Below are 23,698 nucleotides of genomic sequence, written 5' to 3' on the forward strand. Positions count from 1 at the left end.
GACGGCTCCGCCACCGCCCGGGCCTGTGACCTGCCGAACTGCACGGCGTACCATCCCGCCAGCGCCCCCTGCGCCGGCCCCTGCGCCGGCCCCTGCGCCGGCCCCTGCGCCGGCCCCGACGCCGGCGCTGGGGACGCCGGCGGGACGGCGACCGTGGTGGCCAGGGCGAGGGTGGCGGCCAGGGTGGTCGCGGGGCGGGCGGGGGTGGTGCCGGTGGTCTCGGCGCGCGACAACTCGGTGAGCAGGTACGTGTGCGCGGCGATGGTCAAAGCGGCCGGCAGCGCCCCGACCAGCGAACGGCCCGGCAGCGCGGGCGAGCCGCCCGGTGGCGCGGGCGCGCGGGCCGGGATGGTGGGTGAGCGGCCCGGTGGCGCGGGCGGGCGGGCCGGTGCGGGGCTCGATGTGGCGCCCAGGAGGACGTCCAGGCCGCGGCACACGGCCATCAGCAGGGGGCCCGCGCGGGTGTTCTTGGCGGCGAGGTCGTACGTCCAGACCGCGGCCGCGAGCGGGGCGGCGATCGCCAGTGCGCGGCGGCCGCCGGTGAGGCCCGCCACGGCGAGGCCCGCGGCCGTGAGGCCGGCGGCGACGGCCAGCGCCTCCCCCGGGCGCACCCGGCCGGACGGTATCGGCCGCTCGGGGCGCTCGGCCGCGTCGAGGTCACGGTCGGCCCAGTCGTTGGCCGCCATCCCCGCCCAGTACAGGCAGACCGACGAGCAGGCCAGCCCGGCCGTAGCAGGGCCCAGCGCCCGGCCGGCGGCGGCTCCGGCGATCACGTCGCCCGGCACCGACAGCGCGGCGGGCGCGCGGACGAGCTCGGCCAGGTCCCGGAGTCTCATCATCGTCAAGCCCCTTTCACCGGCCCTTTCACCGGCCCTTTCATCGGCCCGGCCGATACGCCGACCTCACACCCGCCTCCCCGCCGAGGCAAGGTCACCGGCCGGAGTCCAGGGTGTCGATGAAGGCGCACAGGGCCTGCCACTGCTCGGCCAGCCCGTGCGGGACGTCGCCCAGCGGGTCCTTGAAGAAGAAGGCCAGCTCGGGCAGGGCGCCCGTCCGCCCGCGCCGGTGGGCGGCGGCGGTGAGGCGGGTCAGGTCGAGGATGAGCGGCGCGGCGAGCGCGGAGTCGCAGCCGTGCCAGGTGAACTCCATCCGCATGGTGGTCCCGAGGAAGCCCTCGAACGTGACGAGGTCCCAGGCGGTCTTGAAGTCGCCCAGGTCCTCCAGGTAGTCGATGCGGGTCTCGCCCTGGGGGGCGTACCCGAGGGTCTCGGCGAGGACGCGCTGCTTGCTCGCGGCCTTCGCGGCGTTGGCTCCGGGGCGGGCGAGGTTGGCCCCGTCGCCGCCGCCCAGCAGGTTGACGCCGGACCAGGTGCGCACCTTCAGGTTGCGCTGGGCGAACATGGGCGCCAGCACGGACTTGACGAGCGTCTCCCCCGTCTTGCCGTCGTGCCCGCCGTACGGCAGGCCGCGCTCGCGGGCGAGAGCGTCGAGCGCGGGCAGGCGGGCCCCGGTGGACGGGGTGAAGTCGACGTACGGGCAGCCGGCCTGGAAGGCGGCGTAGGCGGCCAGCGCGCTGGACGGCAGGACGGCGCCGGGCTGTCCGAGCGCGGCGCGCAGCTCCGGCAGGCCGGCGTGCGCGGGGTGCGGCGGCGGGGCGGGCTCGGTGGTGGAGACGTTGACGACGACGACCCGGTCGAGGTCGTGGCGGCGGCGGAAGCGGTCGAGGTCGGCGCCGATGGCGGCGGCGGTCTCGGACTGGGTTGCGACCTGGGTGGCGGCCGAGGGCAGCGGCCGTACCTGCTGCTCGATGACCGACAGCTCCTCCTGCACGGCCGCGACGAGCGCCGCGGGCACCACGCCCGCGGCGGCCAGCTCGGCGGCCTTCTTGTCGAGCGGCACCGAGGTGACGTCGTGCCCGCCGAACACAAGGTCGCCGATTCCCGGGCGGATGCGGTCGCGCAGCGCGGGCGATTCGAGGACGCATCCCGTGGGCCCCGTCAGGCCCGCCCTGACGGCCAGGGCGCCGATCATGCTGGTGACGGCGACCGAGCCGCGTGCTCCGATCAGCCATGCTCCCGTTCTCATGCGCTCTCCTCCGGCGTGGCATCGGTTCGCGTGGGGATGATCGGGCTCCCGTGATGAGAATGCGCCGTAATGCGCCGCCGATCAAGCAGAAACCGAAGCTTGTTCAGTTTTCCTGCGGTCATCCCATATGGCAACGTGCACTATCAGGTGGGGCCTCGGCTAAAGTGCTCATCGCACGATGACGCGAGGGGGAAGCGAGGGGGAAGAATGGCACGACGTCCCGACCTGGTCGGCCTGACCGTGCTGGCCATGCTCTCGCTGCGCCCCGCCCACCCCTACGAATTGCACCGCTTCATCGTCGACACGCACAAGGACTATGTGACGGGCCTGCCGAGAAGCCTCTACCACGCGGTCGAGAAGCTGGCCGGCCAGGAGCTGATCGTCCCCGTCGAGACCAGCAGGCAGGGCCGCCGCCCCGAGCGCACGGTCTACCAGATCACCGGCGAGGGCCGCCGCGAGCTGGCCACCCGGCTGCGCTCCCTGCTGGAGAGCCCGGGCGCCGAACGCCGCACCTTCACCGCGGCCGTCTCCCTCATGGGCGTGCTGCCGGTGCCCGACGCGCTGCGGTCCCTGCAGACGCGAGCGGCGTCCCTGGAGGGCGCGCTGGCCGGGCTCAACGCCCACCTCGACGCGCTGCGCGCCTCCGGCCTGCCCGAGGTCCTCACGGTCGAGCTCGACTACGAGCGCACGCTCAGCGAGGCCGAGCTGGCCTGGGTCAGGCGGCTCGTCACCCGGCTGGAGTCGGGCGAGCTGACCTGGTCGGCCACCCTCAACGAGGGCCTGCTCGCCGAGGTGCTCGACGAGCCCGGCTAGCGGGTTCTGGCCGTCAGCAGGGCGATGTCGTCCTCGGCCGGAGTGTCGCCCAGCACCGAGGAGATCACCGACTCGCACAGCCGCTCCAGCGGCGTCACCCGGGCCTGCGTCGCCCGGATGAGTGCGTCGCCGAGCCGCCGCATGCCGACGTCGAGGTCGCTGGAGCGGGTCTCGATGAGGCCGTCGGTGTAGAGGGCGAGCACGGTGCCCGGCTCCAGCTCCAGCTCCAGCGACTCGAAGGCGCCGAGGCCGACGCCGATCGGGGTGCCGCTGGGGATCCGCGGGAAGCACACCTCGCCCGACGGGAGCAGCAGCGCGGGCGGCGGATGCCCGGCCGTGGACATCACGCAGCGGCGGGTGGCCGGGTCGTACACGGCGTACAGGCAGGTGGCGCCCGTGGGGTCGTGGGGGCTGTCGTCCTCCTCATCGCTCAGCCGGACGATGAGCCGGTCGAGGTGCGTGAGCACCTCGTGCGGGCGCAGCCCCACGTACGCCAGCGTGCGCACGGCCGTCCGCATGCGGCCCATGGTGGCGGCGGCGTTGATGCCGTGCCCCGTCACGTCGCCGACGACCAGCGCGACGCGGCCGTCCGGCAGCCGGATGACGTCGAACCAGTCGCCGCCGACGCCGTCGTGCACGTCGGACGGCAGGTAGCGGGAGGCCACCTCCACCGACTCGCCGCCGCTCAGCCCGCGCGGCAGCAGGTCGCGCTGCAGGGCGAGCGCGGTGGTGCGCTCGCGGGTGTACCGGCGGGCGTTGTCCAGGCTGAGCGCCGCCCTGGCGGCCAGCTCCTCGGCGAGCATGAGGTCGTCCCTGGTGAACGGCCGCGGGTTGTCGGTACGGGCGAACACGGTGACGCCCAGGACGTCGCCGCGCGCCTTGAGCGGCACGATGAGCATCGTGTGCATGCCCGTCGCCCGCATCAGCCTGGCCCTTTCGACGTCCCTGTCGATCCAGGTGCCGGGAGAGAAGTCGATGAAGGGCTCGAAGTGCGTCTCGCCGGTGACCACCACGTCGGAGAACGGCGACGGCGGCCGGATGAACACCACGTCGTTCAGCGCCCACCGCGCCTCGGGAATGCCTTCGTGCACCGACGCGAGCCCGGCCCTGCGGAAGGCGGGGACGCGCGCCCGCGTCGCCAGCCGCTGCATCGGCAGGGTGTCGGGCAGCACCGACTCACCGAGGTCCACGCTGACGAAGTCGGCCAGCGCGGGCACGGCCAGGTCGGCCAGCTCCTGCGCGGTCCTGCGCACGTCGAGCGTGGTGCCGACCCTGATGCTCGCCTCGCGCAGCAGGTGCAGGCGGTCGCGGGCGCGGCTGTCCGTGACGTCGAGCACCAGCGTGCACACGCCGAGCGGCCGGCCGTCCACGCCGTCGAGGCGGGAGATGGACGTCGACAGCATGCGTTCCTCGTTATGGTCGGCCGAGGTCCACCGGGACTCGCGATCGATGACGGGCACGCCGTCCTTGAGCACCCTGCGCATGACCTCCAGGAGGGTGCCGTTGTCCCGCCCCGGAATCTGGTCGGCCATCGACTGGCCGGTGCGGTAGTAGGGGAAGCCCTCGGTGAGCCGCTCCGCCTCGGCGTTGCGCCACACGCAGCGCAGCTCGCGATCCCAGATGGCCATCGCCACGGGGAAGCTGTTGATCAGCGACTCCAGCAGCGAACCCGTCTTGCCCGACAGGTCCTCGTCGGCCGGCACCGCCGACAGCAGCCACGCGTGCCCGGCCAGCCTGGTCGCCAGCCGGGCGCCCTCGACCCTGACGAGCAGCCGGTCGCCGTCGCGGTGACGCAGCTCCGCCAGGCCGTGCCAGCGCTCCTTGTCGTGGAGCCGGCCGCTCCACAGGTTGCTCCTGCCGGGCATGAGCAGCAGGCGTCCCGACCGGCCCACGATCTCCTCTGACCGGTAGCCGGTGAGCTCCCCGGCGGGCGCCGTCCATCCGATCACGGTGCCCGCGGCGTCGACCACGAAGAGGGCCGGCGACTTCTTCGCCCCCGCTCCCAGGATGCTGTCAGGCGCCGCCATGTCCCCCCTCAGGTCCGGTGACGAACCAGCCCCAATCGCTCAGCATACCCACGCTGACCTGCGATGACGGATCTTTGGCCGGTGCTTTACGGCCTGCCGGCCAGTGGCTTGGCTCGGATCCTTAGTCGGGTCGACCGACGGCCGGGTGGTCTGTGTGGACGAGTTCGGGCCGCTCAACCTCACGCCCCGCGAAGGCGAGGCACCGTCGGGCGCCGGCGCGGTCTCCGGCTCGCCCATCCCGTCCGGGCTGACCCCACCACCCCGTCCCTCGGTTCCCTGACAGGCGGCTCACCAGGGAACCGGGCCGTGCTCGTCGAAGAAGCCGCCGGTCGGCCCGTCATCGGGCAGCGTGGCGAGCCGGACGACCACGGCCGCGCCGTCGGCCGCGGTGCGGGTGAGGCCGGGGAACGCGGTGGTGAGGTCGGTCGCGCACGGCCTCGGATCGGCGGCGTTGACCAGGATGTTGCGGCTGCGCAGTTCCTTGGCGTACTGCACGGTCAGCGAGTTGAGTGCGGTCTTGGACGGGGCGTACGCGACCAACGGGGGCCGGGTGGTGAAGTAGTCCTCGGGATCGGTCATCCGGGCGATGGAGCCCAGTCCACTGCTGACATTGACGATCCGGGCGGCGGGGGAGCGGGCGAGCAGCGGCAACATCGTGGTGGTCACACTGATCACGCCGAACACGTTGGTCTCGAACACCTCGCGCACAGCGGGCAGTTCGACACTGCTTGGGCTCTGGGCGGCGACGTCGCCAGAGATGCCGGCGTTGTTGACCAGGATGTCCAGCCGGCCGAAGCGCTCCTCGATCCAGCGGGCGGCGGATAGGACGCCGGCGCGGTCGGTGACGTCCAGGGTGACCGGATACACCCGCGGGCCCAGGTCGGCTGCGGCTGCCGCACCGCGGTGCGGGTCGCGCGAGGCCAGCAGGACGTTCGTGCCGAGCGAGGCGAGCCGGGCTGCGACCTCGCGCCCGATGCCCTTGTTGGCACCGGTGACCAGGGCAGTCGTGGTTTCTGTCATGCGGTCAGCCCACCACGGGGGCGGCCGGGAGTTCCAACACCGATCAGGTGCGCAGCGATACCGTGCGGGTATGGAAAGACTGGAGGTCCGCGAGCTCGTCTACTTCACCGCTGTCGCCGAAGAACTGCACTTCGGCCGGGCGGCCGCCCGGCTGGGAATGGCCCAACCGCCGCTCTCCCGCGCCATTCAGCAGCTCGAACGACGGCTGGGCGTAGCCCTGTTGGAACGCGGCAGTCGCCGGGTCGTACTGACCGAGGCGGGGGCCGTCCTGCTCCGCGAGAGCCGTACGGTGCTCGACGCCGCGTCGGCCGCGGCGCGCCGCACCCGGCGGGCCGGCCGCGCCGACCCGCGTCTGGTCCTGGTCATCAAGCCGGGCGGCGACGGCGGCCTGCTGCCCGCGATCCTCGACGCCTACCAGGCTGAGCCGGGTGCGCTGCCGGTCGAGCTGGTGTGCAGCTTCGGCGAGCGTGAGATCCTCCTGCGGGAGGGTCGTGCCGACGCCGCCCTGCTCCACCGCCCCCACCACGACCTCACCGGCCTGGACACCCAGGACCTCCTGACCGAGACTCAACTTCTCGTGGTGCCGAGTTCGCATCGCCTCGCGGGCCGTACCCGGGTCTGCCTGAACGACCTCGCCGGGGAGCCCCTGCCGCGCTGGCCGGGCGCATCTGAGGGTGGCTCACCCGGACCCGAGGTCCACGACCTCGGGCAGCTTCTCCACCTCATCGCCTTGCGCCGCATGGTCGCCGTCCTCCCCTCCTCCATCCGCGGCCAGCTCCGCGACGACCTGGTCGCTGTCCCCGTCGATGATGCCGAGCCCAGCACGCTCGTCCTCGCCTGGCCCGAGCACGCCACCTCCCCAGCCCTGGCCGCCTTCGTCCGCGCGGCCGCCGCCGTGGCGGGCAAGGCGACGCCCTCACGGCCACCGTCGAGATCAGACCTGGAGGCAGAATGACGGGCACCGGACGGCGAACCAATGACGCGCTCGACAATTCGAGCCAAGCCACTAGCCGAGCGCGTGGTCGAGGTTGAAGGCCGCGCTGATGAGCGCGAGATGGGTGATGGCCTGCGGGAAGTTGCCGAGCTGCTCGCCGTTGTGGCCGATCTCCTCGGCGTACAGGCCCAGGTGATTGGCGTAGGTGAGCATCTTCTCGAACGCCAGCCTGGCCTCGTCGAGGCGGCCGGCCCGCGACAGCGCCTCGACGTACCAGAACGAGCAGATCGAGAACGTGCCCTCGGGCCCTTCCAGCCCGTCGGGGCTGACCTCGGGGTCGTAGCGGTAGACCAGCGAGTCGGAGACCAGCCCGCGGCCGAGCGCGTCGAGCGTGGACAGCCACTTGGGGTCGGTCGGCGAGACGAACTTGGCCAGCGGCATCATCAGGATCGAGGCGTCCAGCACGTCCTCGTCGAAGTGCTGCACGAAGGCGCCCAGGTCGGGCCGCCAGCCGTGCCGCATGATGTCGCGGTAGATGGTGTCGCGGGTGCGCCGCCAGCGCGGCGTGTCGGCGGGCAGGCCGCGCTGGGCGGCCATGCGCATCGCCCGCTCGATCGCCACCCAGCACATGAGCCGCGAGTAGACGAAGTTCTTGCGCCCGCCGCGCGTCTCCCAGATGCCCTCGTCCGGCTGGTCCCAGTTGTCGCACAACCAGTCGACGAGCCTGCACACCTCCTCCCAGCGGTCGCTGGAGATCGGGTCGCCCCACTTGTTGTAGAGGTAGATGGAGTCGATGAGGGCGCCGTAGATGTCGAGCTGGAGCTGCTCGGCGGCGGCGTTGCCGATGCGCACGGGCCCCGAGCCGCGGTGGCCCTCCAGGTGGTGCAGCTCCTCCTCGGGCAGGTCGGGGCGGCCGTCGATGCCGTACATGATCTGCAGGGGGCCCGCGCGGCGGTCGCGGTTCGCCTTGATGTGCTCGGACAGGAAGCTCATGAACGCCTCCGCCTCCTCGGTGAAACCGAGCCTGAGCAGGGCGTAGACGCAGAACGCGGCGTCGCGGATCCACACGTACCGGTAGTCCCAGTTGCGCCCGCCGCCGATGCGCTCCGGCAGGCTCGTCGTGGGGGCGGCGACGATGCCGCCGGTCGGCGCGTACGTGAGGAGCTTGAGCGTCAGCGCCGAGCGGTGCACCACCTCGCGCCAGCGGCCACGGTAGCGCGAGGCCGACAGCCAGCGGCGCCAGAACCGCACGGTCGCGGTGAACTCGGCCTCCGCCTCACCGAGCGGGCAGCCGCGCGGCGCGACCCCCGGCGCCATGTTGTCGAGGGCGAAGACGGCATGCTCGCCCTCGCTCAGCTCGAAGGCCGCCCAGGCGTCGTGCTCGTCGGTCTCTAGCGGCACGCTGGAGGTCAGCGAGAGCGCCAGCGACGGCGAGGCGAACGTGACGACGCCCGCCTCGCGGGTGACGACGTGGGGCTGCCTGGCGTAGTCGAAGCGGGGCGACACCCGGGCCCGGAACGGGATGCGGCCGCGTACGCAGGAGACCCGGCGGATCAGCCGGTGCCGGTCGGCCTCGCCCGAGTCCTCGGCCACGGGCATGAAGTCCTGGATCTCCCCCACGCCGTCGTCGGCGAAGAACCGGGTGATCAGCACGTTGGTGTCGGGGAAGTAGAACTGCTTGGTCGTGGCCGGCACGTCGGCGCACAGGTCGAAGGAGCCGCCCCGGTCGGCGTCGAGGATCGAGGCGAAGACGCTGGGGGCGTCGAAGCTGGGGCAGCAGTACCAGTCGATCGTGCCGTCGGTGCCCACGAGCGCGACCGTCCGCAGGTCGCCGATCAGTCCGTGCTCGCCGATCGGCAGGTATCGGGCGTCGCCGCCGGGTGCCTGCATGCCACCAACGTACGCCGCCGCCCGTCAGACGCGGCTCTGCCGCAGGTAGGGGCACGTCAAAGGCCCTCAGACCTTTCTCATGGTTTGGCGGTCTTCTTCCGGGAAAGGAGCCACGTCGCCCGCGGAACCTCCCGGCCCTCGGCGGGCAGGATGACATGCCTTTGGAGTTCGAACTGCGGTGCCCGATCTCGGCCGACCTCGGCCTGATCAGGGACATGGTGCGCCTGCACGGTCAGTACTGCGGCCTGCCCGAGCGACGCGTCGAAGATCTCGTGCTGGCCACCAACGAGGCCGTCACGAACGTGCTGGACCACGGCGGCAAGGCCGGCGTGCTGACCGCCCGCGGCCTGCCCGACGGGGTGATGGTGCAGGTGCTCGACGTGGCGGGACTGCTCACCCGCGCTCATCTCGCCGCCGCGAGCCTCGACCAGACCGCCTCGCACGGCTACGGCCTGTGGGTGATCCAGTATCTGTGCGACGCGGTGACGGTGGAGCAGACCGACGAGGGCTCGCTGCTCAGCCTGTACGTCCACCACGACCCGCGCGCGCCGGCCCGCAACGGCACCCGGCCGCAGCGGGTAGGGGGCTGATCTTCGTCGTACCCGGGGGTTAGGTTCTGACCATGCGACAATCTGGCACGGGCCCCGGCCCCATCACTCCCGACGGATCCCCGGTCGACTTCTACACCCTGCTGCGCGCCGGCGCCGAGCCCGGCGTCATCGCCGGGGTGACGCCGCCCGGCGGCTCGATCCTCGAGCTGGGCTGCGGCGTGGGACGCGTGACGCACCCGCTGGTCGAGCGCGGTTTCACGGTGGTCGCCGTGGACGAGTCGCCCGACATGCTGGCCCACGTGCGGGGCGCGCGGACCGTCCTGTCCCGCGTCGAGGACCTGCGGCTCGGCGAGCGCTTCGACACGGTCGTGCTGGCCTCGCAGCTCGTCAACACCGTGGACGACGCCGCGCGGCGCGCCATGATCGCCGCCTGCGCCCGGCACGTGAAGCCCGGCGGCGTCGAGCAGAGCGGCGCTGTGGTCCTCCAGTGGATGCCCGCCGAGGCGCAGGACCGCTGGAAGACCGGCACGAACCGCAAGGAGGGCGACGTCACGATCATGATGTCGGCGCACGAGGTGGTCAGGCCCGGTGTCTCGGCCGCGACCATGGAATACACCCACGTCAAGGACGGCGCCAGGACGGTCTGGACGCAGTCGTTCGAGTCGCTGCGGCTGACGGAGGACGACCTGGCCTTGGAACTGGCGGCGGAGGGGCTGCGCCTTGACCGGTTCCTCACCGAGGACCGCACCTGGGCGGTCGCCTTTACGGCGTAGATCACACCAAGGCGTCGATCTTCCATATTTACTGGAAAATGCTGGGACTGTTGGTAAAGTCGCGCCATGAGTGACCGGCTGGACGATCTCGAACGGCGGATCGACGAGCTGCGGGCGGGGGTGCGCAAGGCGATGCGCGCCAGGGACGGCGCCGCCGCGCGAGTGCTGCGGGCCGAGCTGCGCAGCGCCGAGCGCGCCTGGGACGCCCTGGTGTGCGGCGCCACGCATACCGAAGAGCCCGCCGAGGATCCCGCCAAGGGGCCCGTCAAGGGGCGCGCCAAGGAGGAGCCGCCGCGCCTGGTCACCGTGCGCGAGCAGGTGCACCAGGGGCTGCGGCTGCTCGGTGCCGCCGCCCAGCCGCGGCTCATCGTGGCCGTCAGCGAGGCGTTCTTCGGTGGCACCATCCGCAGCGGCCAGCTCACCAGCCTGCGCAGGGACGAGGAGCGCTCGTTCCGCGCCACGCCGTTCGGGCGGCCGTACTATCTGTGCGCCGCGCTCACCGACCGCCTCTCCCCCGCCCGCGGCCTGCTCACGCTGAGCACCTGGCCGCTGGAGCGGCGCGTGGTCGGCCCGCTCAGCCCCCGCGTCGACTTCCTCACCTGCGCCATCGCGGTGGCCCGCGAGCAGGCGAACAGGGAGCGAGGGCAGGGCGCTGAGCCGGATGCCGAGAGGGGCAGCCGCTTATTGCTGCGCATGGCGCGCAACATCCCCGGCGCCACGGACGGCACGCTGGGCCCGCCCGACCCCGAGCGGGTGGCCCGCGCGGCCCAGGCCGAGCTGCGCGTCCACGAAGATCGCGACACGCGGGACCGCGCTGAGCTGGCAGAACGCGCCGCCGCGCAGCTCGGTGACGCCGCCAGGCTGTTCGGCGCCGCTACGCTGAGCACGATCAAGAAGGAGAACGCCAAGTGAGCGGCTTGAAGCGCGAGGGCGACCACGTGCACCGCCTGGAGGCGCTGCGGGGCACCACACCGCAGCAGCCGCACGACGCCCGCGCCATCGCGGCCCTGGCCGCCAACCCCGGCTGCGCCCGCCGGGCCCTGATGGACGGCGCCGGCATCGACAAAGACGCCGCCGCCCGCCACCTGGGCTTCCCCGCGCCGTTCGGGCAGTCGCCGTTCGCGATCACGCGCGGCAACATGTTCGAGGCGCAGGTGAAGGCCGACGGGTGCGCGGAGCTGCTGCGCATGCTGCGCGAGCTGCTCGGCCTGCCCGTCGCCGAGGTCGCCTACCACGACGTGGAGAACGTCGGCGCCCACCTGCGCCACGCCCACACCAGGACGCTGATCGACCGGGCCGCCCGCGACGAGCACGACGCCGGCACCCTCTACGACCATCCGCTGCTCACCCTCGACATCGCCGGCCACACCGCCTACCTGGAGCCCGACGTGGTGGCCTTCCAGCTCGGCGGGCGCTTCCACATCGTGGAGATCAAGTCGTTCGCGGTGATCGACGGGCAGGCCGACCCCGCGGCGGTCGCGGCGGCGGCCCGGCAGGCGGCGGTCTACGTGCTGGCGCTGCGCACGCTGCTGGAGGAGCTGGGCCACGACCCGCTCAAGGTCTCGCACGATGTGGTGCTGGTCTGCCCGGAGAACTTCGCCAACCGGCCGGTCGCCTCGCTGGTCGACGTGCGCAGGCAGCTCGCCGTGCTGCGCCGCCAGCTCACCCGTATGACCACCCTCGACCGGCTGCTCGCCGACCTGCCCGACGACCTCAGCTTCGACCTGCGGCCCGGCGAGGACGGCCGGCCCACCAGGCCGGTGGCCGAGCTGGCCGACGCGCTGCGCAGGACCACCGCCCGCTACGCGCCCGACTGCCTGTCCACCTGCGACCTGTGCTTCTTCTGCCGCGACGAGGCCCGCCAGGAGGGGGCGTCCGACCTGCTCGGCCGGCAGGTGCGCGACGAGCTGGGCGGGGTGGGCTCGGTCACCGAGGTGCTCGGTCTCGCCGACGGCTCGCTCGACCCCGCCGAGGGGCAGGAGGAGATCGCCCGCCTGCTCCGCAACGCCGAACGCCTGCGCAGAGAGTGCCTGACGTGAACCCGATCCCGCCGCCTGGCCAGGCTCCTCCGCGGGAGAGCCCGGCATGAGCCTGCTGACCTCGCTCGCCCGGCTGCGGGCCCTCCAGGAGGGCATCGCGCAGCCCGTCGCGACCGTCAGGCACTGCCACCTGTCCGAGCGGCCCATGGTGTTCATCCCGCTGAAGCTGTCGGGCGAGGCCGCCGCGCCGCTGGCCGCCATGCTCGGCACCGAGCGCGACCGGCCGAGGCTGCTCGTGGTGACCCAGCCGCGCAACCGCGACCTGCGCTTCGCGTGGGCGGCCGAGGTGGCGGGGGTGCTGCTGCCGCACATCGAGGGGTTCCTGCACGACACCGAGACGGTCGAGCGCAGGAACGCCGACCCCTACGAGCGGGCGCTGGACGCGCCGCAGGTCATCGTGCCCAACCCGGCCGGCGTGGCGTTCACCCGGCTGCTCGGCCGCTCGACCCGGTTCCGCCGCGCCGACGGGCCCTACCCGGTGCCGGACTCGGTGCCGCTGCTCGGGCGGTGGCTGACCTATCTCGGGGAGCGGGCCGCGTACCCCGGCTCTTCGCTGATGCTGGCCGCGACGGAGGAGCTGGGCCGCCACTGGGCCAGCGGGCAGAGCTCCCTGGAGGACGCCAACCTGGCCGCGCTGCTCGGCTGGATCACCACCGGGCCGAGCGACGACGCCGAGGACCCGCTGATCTGGCCGCCGGCCGGGCCCGCCACCGACCCCGGGTTCGACGCCGAGGTGCTCGCGCCGGCGATCGAGAGCGAGTCGCCCGAGCGCATCACCGAGGCGCTGCGCACCCAACTTGAGCCCACCTGGCGGCTGATGTGGCAGGCGATCGACCTGCTGGCCGGGCTGCCGGAGGGCGCGAGCGTGGCGCAGCGGTGGGAGCAGGACCGCGGCTCGTTCAGCGGCATGGCCGTGCACATCGCCGAGGGCGCGCCGCCGCAGCCCCGCCGCGACGGCGCGGTGGCCGCCGCGGCCAAGCTGGCCCGCATGGAGCGCGCGCAGGCCGCCTACGACGTGCAGCGCGCCTACGACGACCCCCTCGTCATGGCCGAGTACCGCCTGACCGGCGAGGCGTTCGCCGGCGAGGTGGTCGAGACGGTGCCCGACAACACCGAGGGCGAGGGCCGCTCGCGCAAGCTCCGCCCGCTGGTGGTGATCAAGACCGACGATCCCGTACGCCTGCCGCCCGGCACCTCCCTCGGCACCCCGCAGCGCCGCGGCCAGGGCGCCGAGCTGGTGGAGGCCGCCCAGGGCCTGGTCACCCTCAAGATCACCAAGGGCATGGGCAGGGGCAAGACCCCGGCGCCCGGCGCGGTGCCCGAGCTGGGCGAGCGGGTCTGCTACACCGCGCTCACCGACGACTTCCAGGGCTCACCCGCCCTGCCCGAGGCCGAGGCCACGCCGTGGACGCACGGCGGCCCGCCGCAGGAATACGTGCCCGACGACGAGGACGCCCAGGAGGACTGGTCGTGACCGACAGCCCCGAGCAGGTCATCAGGAACGTCCTGGCCGACCTGCCCCGGCACCGCGGCGTGGTGGTCGACTCGCCGCCCGGCGCGGGCAAGTCCACCCTCGTCGTACGCGCCGCCGCTCACATCGCCGCCACCGGCGAGCCGCTGATGATCGTCGCCCAGACCAACGAGCAGGTCGACGACCTGGTGGCGCGGATCTCCGCCAACCACCCCCACCTGAGCGTGGGCCGGCTGTCGGCGAGCGGGTACGTCCCGCCGCTGCGCATGCTGGAGCTGCCCGGCGTCCGCGTCGGCACCCGCATCCAGGACCTCGGCGACCCCGACATCGTCATCGCCACCGCCGACAAGTGGGCGTGGATCGGCGATCGGGTGTGGCCGTGGGCGATCGTGGACGAGGCGTACCAGATGCGCTCGGACAAGCTGCTGCGCATCGCGGGGCTGTTCGAGCGGGCGCTGTTCGTGGGCGATCCCGGGCAGCTCGACCCGTTCTCGATCGTGGACGGCGACCGTTGGTCCGGCCTGTCGTGGGACCCGCTGCAGAGCGCGGTCTCGGTGCTGCTGCGGCACAATCCCGACCTGCCCGTGCACCGGCTGCCGGTGTCGTGGCGGCTGCCCGCCTCCGCGGCGCCGGTCGTGTCGCGGGCGTTCTACCCGTTCACCGGGTTCCGCTCGGGCACCGGCGAGGGCGACCGGTGGCTTGAGCTGTCCACCGGCGGCATGGGCACCGTGCATGACCGGGCGCTGGAGGAGGCGGCGCGGTCGGGGTGGGCGCTGCTCGAGCTGCCGAACCGGCACACCGTACGCACCGACGGCGAGGCCGTGCAGGCGGTGGCGCTGCTGGCCGAGCGGCTGCTGCAGCGCGGCGCGGTGGCCGGCTCGGAGCAGGGCGAGCGGCCCGTGACGGCCGACAGGATCGCGGTCGGCGCGGCGCATCGCGACCAGGTGGCCGCCATCCGCGCCGCCGGGCTGCCGCCCGAGATCACCGTGGACACCGCGAACCGGCTGCAGGGCCGCGAGTACGACGTCACCATCGTGCTGCACCCGCTGTCGGGCCGCCGCGACGCTACGGCCTTCCACCTGGAGTCGGGGCGGCTGTGCGTGCTGGCATCCCGGCACCGGCACGCCTGCGTGGTGGTGGCCAGGGCGGGCATCGCCGAACTGCTCGACGCGCACCCGTCGGCCGAACCGGTGCAGCTCGGGGTGCCGGTGAAGTTCCCCGACGGCTGGGAGGCCAACCAGTCGGTGCTGGAACACCTGGCCAGGCACCGCGTCTGAGCGCGAGGCCGGAGCCGGCGGCCGGCGTCTGAGCGCGGCCTTATGCGGGTGCGGATGCTCCCGTGGCCGGTTCCGAGGTCAGGCTGCGGCGCCAGACGTCGACGACGAGGACCGGGCGCATGCCGGCCGACTCGTACAGGCCGAGCGCCGGGGTGGTGTTGTTGGAGTCGACGTGCAGGAGCGTGCCCTTGCGGCCGCGGGCGGCGTCGGCGGCGAACGCGTGCCGCAGCAGGAACCTGCCGAGCCCCCTGCCGCGGAAGGCGGGCAGCACGGCGAGCGTGGCGACGTACCCGCAGTCCTCGTCGGTCACGAACTGGTCGTTGCCGATGACCACCGCCGCCGGGACGCCGTCCACGCGGGCCAGCGTGAGCTGCGACCAGTCGGTGACGGACATGGCCTGGCGGCGCTCGTACCACTGCTCGTAGCCGAGCCGGACGAACCCGAAGTGCTCGGCGAACCCCTCCTGCTGCACCGCGTGCGCCGCACGCCGCGCCTCCTCGCTCTCCCCCGTGTGCAGGGTGACGCCCTCGGGCACGTCAGGAGCCTGGAGCGGCCCGTCGTGGTCGATGCGCATGCGGTGGAAGCAGGTGCCTGGCTCGAAGCCCAGCTCGCGGACGCCGGCCTGCTTGCGGACGTCGTCACGGTAGACGCCGAGGTGCAGCGTGAGGCTGTCGTGCCCGAGCTCGGCCCCCAGCTCGGCGGCGCGGCGCAGCACCAGCGGCCACAGCTCGTCCGCCAGGCCGGGCAGGCCGGGGCGGACGATCACCTCGACGTCCACCAGGTCGCTGTCACCTGTGCGGCAGACCCAGGCGTACCCGTCGGCCCGCCCGTCCCGCGTGAGCGCGAGCCAGCCGTCCTTGTCGCGGTCGAAGCCGGGCTCGACCAGCTCGTCCTCGATGTCGGCGAGCGTGGTGTCGGGCTCGCCGATGACCTCCGTGTTGTACGCGCAGACGAGCTCGAAGATGCCGGCGGCATCGTCCAGCCGGGGCCGCCTGATGGTGTGCATGGTGCCGATTGTCCCGAACCTGCTCCTGAACCGCCTCTCCTTTTCCGCGCGGTCGGCCGGAGGCGGGCCGGGCCGCCCGTAGAATGAGGCCGGACTTACCGGCCGTCAAGTCGAAAAGGTGCAGAGGTGCGCGAAGACACCCGATCCCGGATCCAGGAGATCGCCCTGCGGCGCTTCACGGAGCAAGGGTACGAAGCGACCTCGCTGCGCGAGATCGCCGAGGAGCTCGGGGTGACGAAGGCCGCACTCTACTACCACTTCAAGACCAAGGACGACATCGTCGCCAGCCTGGTCGAGCAGCGGCTGAGCGAGCTGGAGGAGCTGCTCGCCTGGGTGCGGAGCCGGCCGAGGACGGCGCGGACGCGCCGCGAGTTCGTCGAGCGGTACGCCGCCGGCGTGCGCGCCACCCGCCACCACGGCATCGCCCACTTCCTTGAGCGCAACCAGACCGCGCTGCGCGACCACCCGACCCTGATCAGGATCCGCGAGCGGCTGATGGAGCTGGCGTCGGAGTTCACCGAGCCCGGTGCGACCGCCACCCAGCGTGTCAGTCACTCGCTGGCGCTGTTCGCACTGCACTCCGGCAAGTGGCTGATGGACGAGGACGGGCTGTCGGAGGAGGAGATCCACCAGGCGACCGTCGAGGTGGCGCTCCGGCTGCTGGAGACCTGAGCGGTTCCGGGCCTGACTCTGCCTATACGGACGATTGGGGCGGGAATTTCGGGGCAGTGGCTCGTCACGCATCCATGTTGGGAGGAGACGTGGTGGAGGCTACGATAGCGCTCCGATTGCCCAGGGATGCGGCGAGCGTGCCGCTGATCAGGCAGCTATTGGACGGCACACTGCGCTCACTCGGCGTCGAGCCACAAGTACGCGACGACATCGAGCTGATGCTCACCGAGGCGTGCTCGAACGTCATCAAGCACGCGGGGCCCAGCGACGACTACACCGTCAGCGCGTCCGTCCACGACCACCTGTGCGTGATCAAAGTGGTCGACACCGGCAACGGCTTCGACCCGCGCAAGATGCTCGACCCCGACCAGAACTCCGAGCACGGGCGCGGCATGCAGATCATGCGCGCACTCGCCGACGACGTCCGCTTCACCAACCGGCGCGAGCACGGCGCGGTCGTGTGCCTGGAGAAGCGCCTGCGTTACGCGCCCGGCGCGGCCGGCCAGCACTTGACCGCGACCTGACCCCCTCACCTCCGGCCGGACACGCTCTTCTCGGATTCCCCCAGACGGAGCCGGCGGCGGATGCTGGGCGCGTGCCGGCTGAGCGTGGCCCGCCTGCGCTCGGGCACCCCCTCCCCGCACAACTTCAGCTTTAGCCCGGCCCCCGCGCTCGAATGACCCGCCGCGACCGGCTTCGCCTCCCGTCCGGGCGCCGCATCCGGCCTCGACGGGGACGCCGTTCCCGGCCCCGCGTCCGAGCCTGCCGCCGGCTCGGACGGTGGCGCCGTAGCCGTCGCCGCCACCTCCTCTGCGGAGGGCTGCGGCCCCGGTGCGTGGGCAGAGCGGGCGGCAGAGCGGGCGGCAGGGCGGGCGGCAGGGCGGGCGGCAGGGCGGGTTGTGGAGTGGGAGTGGAGCAGGCGGTGGAGTCGGAGGCGGGCGGTGCGCCAGCGGGCCATCGAGGCGGCCAGCCCGAGCAGCACGAGCATGGCGACCGCCGAGATGAGCAGCACCGCGAGGACGATGAGGATGAGGACGACCGTCAGGGTCCCGATCAAGCCGAGCACTGTCATCATTTGCCGGACAATGCCCGCCCACCAGTGCTTTATGCCATAAATTGAAGATAGATCGGGCTTACTTCGACCCGCCGTCGAGCTGCGCAGGCCACCCCGGCAGGAGATCGAGCCGCCGCAGGATCACCCCCTCGCGCAACGCCCACGGGCACACGTCGAGCCGGTCCACCTCGAACAGGTCCATCGCCGCGTCCGCCACCAGCGCCCCCGCGGCGAGCTGCGCGGCCCGCCCCTGCGACACCCCCGGCAGGCGGGCCCGCGCGGCCGCCTCCATGGTGGTGAGCTTGCCCGCCCAGTCGGCCATGTCCTGGCGGGACAGCGAGCGGGTGACGTAAGGGCCCTCGCCGGAGGGCGCCGCGCCGGCGATCCTGGCGAGCTGCTTGAAGGTCTTGGAGGTGGCGACGGCGCGGTCGGGGCGGCCGTACCGCATGACGTCGCCGACCGTGCGGGCGATCTCGGCGCGTACGTGCCTGCGCAGGCTCCGCACCTCCTCGGCGGAGGGCGGGTCGGCGGTGAACCAGTCACGGGTCAGCCGCCCGGCCCCGAGCGGCAGCGAGACGGCGGCGTCGGGCTCCTCGTCCACGCCCGCGGCGATCTCCAGCGAGCCGCCGCCGATGTCGAGGGCCAGCAGCCGCCCCGACGACCAGCCGAACCACCGCCGCACGGCCAGGAACGTCAGCCTGGCCTCGTCAGGCCCCGACAGCACCGCGATGTGCACGCCGCAGCGCCGCTCGACCTCCGCCAGCACCTGCTCGCCGTTGGCGGCCTCGCGTACGGCGGAGGTGGCGAAGCACAGCAGGTCCTCCACGCCCTTGTCCTCGGCGATGCGCACGGCCTCCTCGACGAAGCCGCCGAGCCGCTCGACGCCCTCGGGGCCCAGGTTCTGGTCCTGGTCGAGGTGTTCGGTCAGGCGCAGCTCGTCCTTGTGGGAGTAGGCGGGCATCGGCCTGGCGCCGCGGTGGGCGTCCACGACCAGTAAATGGACGGTGTTCGAACCGATGTCCAGCACGCCGAGTCGCATGGGGAAACGCTACCGTCCCGCGGCTTTCGCGAAGTCACCCGGCCGGCGACCAGGACGGCCGCGTGATCGCGGGCACGCTCCAGGCACTACCCTTCCTGATGGCATGACACGTTTGGGGGACCTTTGAGCGCTTGTTGTGGCCCGAGCAGGGAGGGCTCCGCCGGGCCGTACCAGGAAGCCGTCCAGATCACCCGCAGGAAGCCCGTGCTGCGCGGGATGGTACGCATTCCCGGCGGAACGTTCCTCATGGGCGGCGACGATCCGGACGGCCGGCCCGAGGACGGCGAGGGGCCGGTGCGCGAGGTACGCGTGGATCCGTTCCTCATCGACCCGGCCTGCGTGACGAACGCGCAGTTCGCCACGTTCGTCAAGGACACCGGTTACGTGACGGAGGCCGAGCGGATCGGCTGGTCGTTCGTGTTCGCCCAGTTCGCCTCCGCCGGGGCGATGGACGCGAGCGTGCCCGGCGCACCCTGGTGGGTCGGCGTCGAGGGCGCCACGTGGCGCTCCCCCGAGGGCCCCGGCTCATCGATCGGGAACCGCCAGAACCACCCCGTCGTGCACGTGTCGTGGAACGACGCCGTCGCGTACGCCACCTGGGCCGGCAAGCGGCTGCCCACGGAGGCCGAGTGGGAGATGGCGGCCAGGGGCGGGCTGGAGCGCAGGCGTTACCCGTGGGGCGACGAGCTGGCCCCGAACGGCCGGCCGCGCTGCAACATCTGGCAGGGCCGCTTCCCGACCGCGCCGAGCAAGGGGACGATGCCGGTCAAGTCGTTCCAGCCGAACGGCTACGGGCTCTACAACGTCGCCGGCAACGTGTGGGAGTGGACGGCCGACTGGTGGGGCACCGAGTGGCGGCCGTACGCCGACAACCCGCTCGGACCGGCCGGCGGCACGGCGAAGGTGATCAGGGGTGGCTCGTACATGTGCCACGACTCCTACTGCAACCGCTACCGGGTGGCGGCGCGCACGTCGAACACGCCCGACTCGTCCACCGGGCACACCGGCTTCCGCTGCGCGGCCATAGTCTGAGCCCATGTCACGAACCCTGCGACTGTTGATCACCGGCGGCGGCACCGGTGGTCACACCTATCCGGCCCTGACGACCCTGTCGGCCGTCCAGCGACGTCAGGTGCCGCACGACGTGCTCTGGGTGGGCACCGCCAACGGTCTCGAGGCCCGCATCACGGCCGAGCACGGCATCCCGTTCAAGGCGATCACCACGGGCAAGCTGCGCCGCCGCCCCAACCTCAAGGAGCTGGGCACCAACATCGCCGACGTGTTCCGCATCCCGATCGGGGTCCTGCAGGCGGTCGGGCACGCCGCCCGCTACCTGCCCGACGTGGTGCTGTCGACGGGGGGTTACGTGGCGGTGCCGATCGGGGTGGCGGCCAAGCTGATCCGCAGGCCGCTGGTGATGCACGAGCAGACGACCGTGGTGGGCCTGGCCAACCGCATCCTGTCGCGGCTGGCGACCCGCATCGCGCTGTCACACGAGTCGTCGCTGGACCACCTGCCCGCCTCGGCCCGCAAGAAGGCCGTGGTGACGGGCAACCCGATCAGGCCCGAGCTGCTGCAGGGCAACCGGGCGGCGGCCTACGACCTGTTCGGGCTGACGTTCGAGGTGCCGCTGATCTACGTGACGGGCGGCGCGCAGGGCAGCAAGCAGATCAACACGCTGATCGCGGAGATCCTGCCGCGGCTGCTGCCGCACGCGCAGATCGTGCACCAGTGCGGCCCCGCCTGGATCGACCAGATGCGGGCCGTGCCGCTGCCCCCCGACCTGGCCGACCGCTACCACCCGGTGCCGTACGTCGGCAGCGAGCTGGCCGACCTGTTCGCCGCGGCCGACGTGGTGATCTCGCGCAGCGGGGCGGGCACGGTGTCGGAGCTGACCGCCATCGGCAAGCCGTCGGTGCTGATCCCGCTCATCCCGACCGGCGGTGACGAGCAGCGCAAGAACGCCGGCTACCTGGCCTCGGCGGGGGCGGCGCGGGCGCTGCTGGAGCCGCGTCCCACGGGCGAGATGCTGCTGGCCGAGCTGATGCCGCTGCTGGCCGACCCCGGGCTGCGGCAGACGATGGGGCAGGCGGCGGCCAAGCTGGGCCGCCTCGACGCCGCCGAGGTGCTGTGCGACCTGCTGCTGGAGACCGCCGCCCACGGCGCTCCCGGCGTCTACAGCCAGCGCTAGCGAGCCCGTGCGATCGGGCTCGGGCGCCCATGTCCGTGCGCACGCCCAGGGCCGGCTCGCGGGTCACGGGTCGAGGGCGCGGAACGCCTCGCGGGCGGAGCTGACGCTCCGCCTCAGCGCCTGTTCCAGCCGGTCGGCGTCCGCTGCCAGGCGCTCCAGCTCCGGCACGGCGAACCCGTCGGCGCCCGTCTCGGCCACCAGTTCCTCGTACTGGTGCATGCGCCCGCGCAGCTCCTCGATCTGGTGGTGGGCCACGTACGCGCGCTCGGCCTCGATGACGCTGGCGGCGTAGCGTTCGAGTGCCTCCACCCGGGCGAGCACGGCCTCCTCGCTGTTGTCGAGCGCGCGGGCGAGCGGCTCGGCCACGGCCGCCACCTCGGGGGTGAGGCCCTGCGAGACGGTCTCCCTGTGCTTGGTGCGCAGGGCCGACAGCTTGCCCAGCAGCCGGGCGATCTCCCACTCCTGGGCGGGCAGCATGACGGCGTTGCGCACGTCGTCGAGCAGCCCGTCGGTGTTGACGCGGGAGCCGGTCACGGTGGCGGTGGCGCGCTGGGCACGTTCCAGCAGGCGGGCGGCCGACTCGTCGAGGTCGCCGGCGAGCACGTAGCGGCCCTCGTACCAGCGCAGCTGCTCGTAGACCTCCCGCTCGTAGTCGGCCTCCTCGTCCTCGGTCAGGTCGTTGCGCGCGAACAGCACGATGACGAGCGGGATGCCGAGCACGACGAGCAGCAGCAGGTTGACGCCGATGCGCAGGGCGCCGAGGCCCAGCATCAGGCCGAGGAGGACCACCGTGCCGACGGACATCGCGGTGCGGACCCGCCGGCCGGGAACGTGCGGCCGGGGCTCGGGCACCCAGCCGGCCCGCATCTTGAGCAGGACCCGGCGGCTTTCCCTGAGCAGCTGGGCGTCGTCGGGCGGCACACTCGGATCAATTACCATATCCGCCACAAATCCGGATCCTAAGCTACGTCAGTCATCAAGGTGGCGAAAAGCCTCATGCGCGGAGCTGACGCTGTCGCGTAACGCCTGCTCCAGTCGGTCGGCGTCATCGGACAGCCGGCTCAGCTCCGGCACCCCGGCCCCGTCGGCGCCCGTCTCGGCGAGCAACTCCTCGTAGCGGTGCAGCCTGGCGCTGAGGCGTTCGATCTGGCTGCGGGCGCGGTAGGCGCGCTCGGCGTCGGCGACGTGGCCGGCGTACCGCTCCAGGGCCTCCACGCGCGCCAGCACCGCCTTCTCGCTGCTGTCGAGCACCCGCGCCAGCGGCTCCGCCACGGCCGCCACCTCGGGGGTGACACCCTCCGCGACGACCTCCTGGTGCTCGGCGCGCAGCTCCGACAGCTTGGCCGCCAGCCGGGCGATCTCCCACTCCTGGGCGGGCAGCATCACGCCGTTGCGCACGCCGTCCAGCAGGCCCTCGGCGTGCACGTGGGAGGACATGACCTGGTCGATGGCCGTCTGGGCGCGCGACAGCAGGGCCCTGGCGGGCTCGTCGAGGCGGTCGCGCAGCACGTACCGGCCCTCGTGGCGGCGGGCGACCTCGTAGACCTCGCGCTCCAGCGCGTTGCGCCGCTCCACCTGCGCGTCGGGTCTGGGCTTGAGCAGCACGGCCACCATGAGCAGGGCCGACCCCGTCATGATCACCACGAAGGGGGTGTAGCGCTCGGCGGTGAACAGCACGAGCCCGTACAGCGCCGCGATGAGCGCCGTCACGGCCGCCGCCAGCCGGGCGGCGCGCGCCAGCGGGGCGCGGCCGCGATCGGGAGGCGCCCAGCCGGCGCGCATCCGCAGCAGCAGCTTGCGGTTGTCGCGGAGCAGCGTCCCGACGTCGTCGGGCACGGACGGATCGACGATCACCTTCGCATATCGTCCGGCCACGTTCTGAGTCCTTCGTACTGATCCTTGGTGCGTCTTCCCGTCCGGTCGTCAGCTCTCCAGGTAGCGGAACGCCTCATGGGCGGACTTCACGCTGCGGCGTAACGTGCGCTCCAGCACGTCGGCGTCCTGCGACAGCCGGTCGATCTCCGGCACGGCCAGCTTGTCCGCGCCCGACTCGGCGAGCAGTTCCTCATAGCGCGGCAGCCGGGCGCGCAGTTCCTCGATCTGGCTGCGGGCGTGGTAGGCGCGCTCGGCCTCGGCGACGTGGCCGGCGTAACGTTCCAGCGCCTCCACCCTCGCCACCACCGCGGCCTCGCTGCCGGCCAGGGCGCGTTCGAGCGGCTCGATCACCGCCGCCACCTCCGGCGCGATGCCCCTGGCCAGCAGGTCGCGGTGCTCCAGCCGCAGCGCCGACAGCTTGGCGAGCAGCCGGGCGATCTCCCACTCCTGGGCGGGCAGCATCGTGGCGTTGCGGGCGTCGTCCAGCAGGCCCTCGGCGTTGACGTGGGAGCGCAGCACCGTGCCGATCGCGCGCTGCGCCCTGGCCAGGACGGCCGCCGCCTCCGGGTCGAAGTCCTCGGGGAGCAGGTAGCGGCCGTCGTACCAGCGGGCCCGCTCGTAGACCGCGCGCTCCTGGGGGCGGTGGTCGTCCTCGGCGACCTCGTTCATGGACGCGATCTTGACCAGGACGATGAAGACGTACGTGCCGAGCAGCACGAAACCGGCGGCGGCGTACCGGGAGGCCAGCAGCACCGCCATCAAGGCGATCACGACCGGCGTGGCGGCCAGCAGCAGCGCGCTCGACGGCGTGCGGCGGCGCGCCGGGGCCACCTCGGCGGGCGGCACCCATCCGGCCTTGATCCTGGACAGCAACGAGGCGTTCGCGCGCAACATTCCGGCCACCTCCGGCGGAACCGCCGGATCTACGACCACACCCACGTTCTGTCCTGGCACCCTGGCGCCCCCAACGCTCGTGATATT

Annotated in this window: 24 protein-coding genes; 13 read left to right on the forward strand and 11 right to left on the reverse strand. The window is 72.8% G+C overall.

Annotated elements, in window-relative coordinates; translation table 11 throughout:
- Together ABZW11_RS42110 and ABZW11_RS42115 are read right to left on the reverse strand one after the other, a co-directional pair.
- Positions 1-836 (reverse strand): SCO3242 family prenyltransferase (locus ABZW11_RS42110; protein ID WP_355430688.1); only part of this gene is annotated, 836 nt, incomplete at its 3' end.
- A 94-nt stretch (positions 837-930) separates the two neighbouring features.
- A complete protein-coding gene (locus tag ABZW11_RS42115) occupies positions 931-2,085 on the reverse strand; it encodes an inositol-3-phosphate synthase (RefSeq protein ID WP_355430690.1) in 1,155 nt (384 codons plus the stop codon).
- A gap of 207 nt (positions 2,086-2,292) precedes the next feature.
- Between ABZW11_RS42115 and ABZW11_RS42120 the strand changes: the two genes are divergently transcribed.
- Complete coding sequence (locus tag ABZW11_RS42120; protein ID WP_355430693.1) at positions 2,293-2,898, forward strand: PadR family transcriptional regulator; 606 nt, start codon at positions 2,293-2,295, stop codon at positions 2,896-2,898.
- Here ABZW11_RS42120 and ABZW11_RS42125 read toward each other — a convergent pair.
- Positions 2,895-4,925 carry a SpoIIE family protein phosphatase gene (locus tag ABZW11_RS42125; protein ID WP_355430696.1) on the reverse strand — a complete coding sequence of 677 codons (2,031 nt, stop codon included), beginning with the start codon at positions 4,923-4,925 and terminating at the stop codon, positions 2,895-2,897. The two genes, ABZW11_RS42120 and ABZW11_RS42125, sit on opposite strands and share 4 nt — an antisense overlap.
- Before the next feature lie 154 nt (positions 4,926-5,079).
- Between ABZW11_RS42125 and ABZW11_RS42130 the strand changes: the two genes are divergently transcribed.
- Positions 5,080-5,205 (forward strand): hypothetical protein, encoded by a 126-nt coding sequence (locus tag ABZW11_RS42130; protein WP_355430699.1) that lies wholly within the window; start codon positions 5,080-5,082, stop codon positions 5,203-5,205.
- A gap of 8 nt (positions 5,206-5,213) precedes the next feature.
- On the opposite strand, the gene ABZW11_RS42135 is transcribed toward ABZW11_RS42130, so the two are convergent.
- The gene (locus ABZW11_RS42135; RefSeq protein WP_355430702.1) at positions 5,214-5,945 is read right to left on the reverse strand and encodes an SDR family oxidoreductase; all 732 of its coding nucleotides are present in this window, start codon (positions 5,943-5,945) and stop codon (positions 5,214-5,216) included.
- Positions 5,946-6,015: 70 nt separating this feature from the next.
- Between ABZW11_RS42135 and ABZW11_RS42140 the strand changes: the two genes are divergently transcribed.
- On the forward strand, positions 6,016-6,900 hold the full coding sequence (locus ABZW11_RS42140; RefSeq protein ID WP_355430705.1) for a LysR family transcriptional regulator: 885 nt from the start codon (positions 6,016-6,018) through the stop codon (positions 6,898-6,900).
- A 51-nt stretch (positions 6,901-6,951) separates the two neighbouring features.
- Here ABZW11_RS42140 and ABZW11_RS42145 read toward each other — a convergent pair whose 3' ends face one another.
- Positions 6,952-8,769, reverse strand: coding sequence for a glycoside hydrolase family 15 protein (locus ABZW11_RS42145; RefSeq protein WP_355430708.1), 1,818 nt, complete (start codon positions 8,767-8,769; stop codon positions 6,952-6,954).
- Between the two features lie 155 nt (positions 8,770-8,924).
- On the opposite strand from ABZW11_RS42145, the gene ABZW11_RS42150 reads away from it, so the two are divergent.
- The 6 genes from ABZW11_RS42150 to ABZW11_RS42175 all read left to right on the forward strand — a co-directional run bounded on the left by ABZW11_RS42150 (position 8,925) and on the right by ABZW11_RS42175 (position 14,880).
- Entirely contained in the window at positions 8,925-9,359 is a 435-nt protein-coding gene (locus ABZW11_RS42150) for an ATP-binding protein (protein ID WP_355430711.1), read from the forward strand.
- 32 nt (positions 9,360-9,391) lie between these two features.
- Complete coding sequence (locus tag ABZW11_RS42155) at positions 9,392-10,093, forward strand: class I SAM-dependent methyltransferase (protein ID WP_355430714.1); 702 nt, start codon at positions 9,392-9,394, stop codon at positions 10,091-10,093.
- Positions 10,094-10,159: 66 nt separating this feature from the next.
- Entirely contained in the window at positions 10,160-11,005 is an 846-nt protein-coding gene (locus ABZW11_RS42160; RefSeq protein WP_355430717.1) for a hypothetical protein, read from the forward strand.
- On the forward strand, positions 11,002-12,132 hold the full coding sequence (locus ABZW11_RS42165; protein WP_355430720.1) for a hypothetical protein: 1,131 nt from the start codon (positions 11,002-11,004) through the stop codon (positions 12,130-12,132). Before ABZW11_RS42160 ends, ABZW11_RS42165 begins: the two co-directional genes overlap by 4 nt.
- Before the next feature lie 46 nt (positions 12,133-12,178).
- Positions 12,179-13,606, forward strand: coding sequence for a hypothetical protein (locus tag ABZW11_RS42170; protein ID WP_355430723.1), 1,428 nt, complete (start codon positions 12,179-12,181; stop codon positions 13,604-13,606).
- On the forward strand, positions 13,603-14,880 hold the full coding sequence (locus ABZW11_RS42175) for an AAA family ATPase (RefSeq protein WP_355430726.1): 1,278 nt from the start codon (positions 13,603-13,605) through the stop codon (positions 14,878-14,880). Before ABZW11_RS42170 ends, ABZW11_RS42175 begins: the two co-directional genes overlap by 4 nt.
- 40 nt (positions 14,881-14,920) lie before the next feature.
- Here ABZW11_RS42175 and ABZW11_RS42180 read toward each other — a convergent pair whose 3' ends face one another.
- Positions 14,921-15,886 (reverse strand): GNAT family N-acetyltransferase, encoded by a 966-nt coding sequence (locus tag ABZW11_RS42180; protein ID WP_355430729.1) that lies wholly within the window; start codon positions 15,884-15,886, stop codon positions 14,921-14,923.
- 126 nt (positions 15,887-16,012) lie between these two features.
- Here ABZW11_RS42180 and ABZW11_RS42185 point away from each other — a divergent pair, with 126 nt between their 5' ends.
- The gene (locus ABZW11_RS42185) at positions 16,013-16,558 is read left to right on the forward strand and encodes a TetR family transcriptional regulator (RefSeq protein ID WP_355430732.1); all 546 of its coding nucleotides are present in this window, start codon (positions 16,013-16,015) and stop codon (positions 16,556-16,558) included.
- A 92-nt stretch (positions 16,559-16,650) separates the two neighbouring features.
- Entirely contained in the window at positions 16,651-17,082 is a 432-nt protein-coding gene (locus ABZW11_RS42190; protein ID WP_355430735.1) for an ATP-binding protein, read from the forward strand.
- 5 nt (positions 17,083-17,087) lie between these two features.
- On the opposite strand, the gene ABZW11_RS42195 is transcribed toward ABZW11_RS42190, so the two are convergent.
- Together ABZW11_RS42195 and ABZW11_RS42200 are read right to left on the reverse strand one after the other, a co-directional pair.
- Positions 17,088-17,615: a hypothetical protein gene (locus tag ABZW11_RS42195; RefSeq protein ID WP_355430738.1), complete on the reverse strand. Its 528-nt coding sequence runs from the start codon at positions 17,613-17,615 to the stop codon at positions 17,088-17,090.
- Positions 17,616-17,691: 76 nt separating this feature from the next.
- Positions 17,692-18,651, reverse strand: a complete 960-nt coding sequence (locus ABZW11_RS42200) for a Ppx/GppA phosphatase family protein (RefSeq protein ID WP_355430741.1) — start codon at positions 18,649-18,651, stop codon at positions 17,692-17,694.
- A 123-nt stretch (positions 18,652-18,774) separates the two neighbouring features.
- Here ABZW11_RS42200 and ABZW11_RS42205 point away from each other — a divergent pair, with 123 nt between their 5' ends.
- A complete protein-coding gene (locus tag ABZW11_RS42205) occupies positions 18,775-19,683 on the forward strand; it encodes a formylglycine-generating enzyme family protein (protein ID WP_355430744.1) in 909 nt (302 codons plus the stop codon).
- A 4-nt stretch (positions 19,684-19,687) separates the two neighbouring features.
- The gene (locus tag ABZW11_RS42210; protein WP_355430746.1) at positions 19,688-20,842 is read left to right on the forward strand and encodes a UDP-N-acetylglucosamine--N-acetylmuramyl-(pentapeptide) pyrophosphoryl-undecaprenol N-acetylglucosamine transferase; all 1,155 of its coding nucleotides are present in this window, start codon (positions 19,688-19,690) and stop codon (positions 20,840-20,842) included.
- 63 nt (positions 20,843-20,905) lie between these two features.
- Here the strand turns inward: ABZW11_RS42210 and ABZW11_RS42215 are convergent, their stop codons facing one another.
- The 3 genes from ABZW11_RS42215 to ABZW11_RS42225 are packed head-to-tail and all read right to left on the reverse strand — an operon-like array spanning position 20,906 to position 23,611.
- Positions 20,906-21,763: a hypothetical protein gene (locus tag ABZW11_RS42215; RefSeq protein WP_355430749.1), complete on the reverse strand. Its 858-nt coding sequence runs from the start codon at positions 21,761-21,763 to the stop codon at positions 20,906-20,908.
- A 48-nt stretch (positions 21,764-21,811) separates the two neighbouring features.
- Complete coding sequence (locus tag ABZW11_RS42220) at positions 21,812-22,717, reverse strand: hypothetical protein (protein ID WP_355430752.1); 906 nt, start codon at positions 22,715-22,717, stop codon at positions 21,812-21,814.
- A 48-nt stretch (positions 22,718-22,765) separates the two neighbouring features.
- Positions 22,766-23,611, reverse strand: coding sequence for a hypothetical protein (locus ABZW11_RS42225; RefSeq protein WP_355430755.1), 846 nt, complete (start codon positions 23,609-23,611; stop codon positions 22,766-22,768).
- Positions 23,612-23,698: the final 87 nt, after the last annotated feature.

The organism is Nonomuraea sp. NPDC004580, from assembly GCF_040609855.1.
In the GTDB taxonomy this organism is placed as follows: Bacteria; Actinomycetota; Actinomycetes; order Streptosporangiales; family Streptosporangiaceae; genus Nonomuraea; species Nonomuraea salmonea.

Coding starts and splice junctions, on each gene's coding strand:
- ABZW11_RS42115 (WP_355430690.1), bottom strand. CDS start 2,085: ATGAGAACGGGAGCATGGCTGATCGGAGCACGCGGCTCGGTCGCCGTC.
- ABZW11_RS42120 (WP_355430693.1), top strand. CDS start 2,293: ATGGCACGACGTCCCGACCTGGTCGGCCTGACCGTGCTGGCCATGCTC.
- ABZW11_RS42125 (WP_355430696.1), bottom strand. CDS start 4,925: ATGGCGGCGCCTGACAGCATCCTGGGAGCGGGGGCGAAGAAGTCGCCG.
- ABZW11_RS42135 (WP_355430702.1), bottom strand. CDS start 5,945: ATGACAGAAACCACGACTGCCCTGGTCACCGGTGCCAACAAGGGCATC.
- ABZW11_RS42140 (WP_355430705.1), top strand. CDS start 6,016: ATGGAAAGACTGGAGGTCCGCGAGCTCGTCTACTTCACCGCTGTCGCC.
- ABZW11_RS42145 (WP_355430708.1), bottom strand. CDS start 8,769: ATGCAGGCACCCGGCGGCGACGCCCGATACCTGCCGATCGGCGAGCAC.
- ABZW11_RS42150 (WP_355430711.1), top strand. CDS start 8,925: ATGCCTTTGGAGTTCGAACTGCGGTGCCCGATCTCGGCCGACCTCGGC.
- ABZW11_RS42155 (WP_355430714.1), top strand. CDS start 9,392: ATGCGACAATCTGGCACGGGCCCCGGCCCCATCACTCCCGACGGATCC.
- ABZW11_RS42160 (WP_355430717.1), top strand. CDS start 10,160: ATGAGTGACCGGCTGGACGATCTCGAACGGCGGATCGACGAGCTGCGG.
- ABZW11_RS42170 (WP_355430723.1), top strand. CDS start 12,179: ATGAGCCTGCTGACCTCGCTCGCCCGGCTGCGGGCCCTCCAGGAGGGC.
- ABZW11_RS42180 (WP_355430729.1), bottom strand. CDS start 15,886: ATGCACACCATCAGGCGGCCCCGGCTGGACGATGCCGCCGGCATCTTC.
- ABZW11_RS42200 (WP_355430741.1), bottom strand. CDS start 18,651: ATGCGACTCGGCGTGCTGGACATCGGTTCGAACACCGTCCATTTACTG.
- ABZW11_RS42210 (WP_355430746.1), top strand. CDS start 19,688: ATGTCACGAACCCTGCGACTGTTGATCACCGGCGGCGGCACCGGTGGT.
- ABZW11_RS42225 (WP_355430755.1), bottom strand. CDS start 23,611: ATGTTGCGCGCGAACGCCTCGTTGCTGTCCAGGATCAAGGCCGGATGG.